The sequence below is a fragment of the Lactobacillus sp. UMNPBX17 genome (assembly GCF_002553735.1).
GTDB lineage: Bacteria > Bacillota > Bacilli > Lactobacillales > Lactobacillaceae > Lactobacillus > Lactobacillus gallinarum.
Genome location: NZ_PCYT01000169.1, coordinates 1 through 624 on the forward strand (window position 1 = coordinate 1; position 624 = coordinate 624).

1 protein-coding gene is annotated in these 624 nt (G+C 42.0%); it reads right to left on the reverse strand.

Annotated features, from left to right (window positions below; all coding sequences use genetic code 11):
- Positions 1-624, reverse strand: a 624-nt coding sequence (locus tag CP368_RS10145) for an RNA-guided endonuclease TnpB family protein (RefSeq protein ID WP_143468334.1), incomplete at both ends; no start/stop codon positions are given.

The following is a 624-nucleotide window of genomic DNA, read 5'->3' on the forward strand; positions in this document are numbered from 1 at the left end:
TTTTATTTTAGGATTCTGCCACTTGCCTAATCCTTTTTCTAAGATGTTCACGGCCGCATTCCAATCGCGAATATGGTGCGTCTGACAGATTGGGCACGTCCATTCCCGATCCTTAAGGGTTAATGTCTTATAGCTATTTTGTCCCATAATACTGCCACATTGATGGCATCTTTGGGTGGTGTACTTAGGATCAATTGTTAGAAATTCTTTGCCATATAGATCTGCCTTATAAGCCAGCATGTTCAGGAAACTACGCCAACCAACATCAGAAATGGCTTGAGACAAGGCATGATTCTTTAACAGATTTCTGCTTCTTAGTTCCTCGGCAACTACTAAATCGTGGTTTTTGATTAGTGCAGTTGAGAGTACTTGCAAGAAGTCATTACGCTGTCTTCTGATCTTGTCGTGCAGTTTAGCTACAACTAAACGCTGCTTTTGATAGTTTTTTGCTAGCCGCAAATTGCGTCCTTCTTTTTTAGCCCGGCGCTGTCTGCGAGACAAGACGCGTTGGGCATGGGCAAGCTTCTTTTTGGTTTTGCAATAAAATCGTGGATTAGCAACCATTGCCCCGTTAGATGCTGTTAAGAAATTATCAAGGTTAAGGTCAATGCCAATTTGACTTTG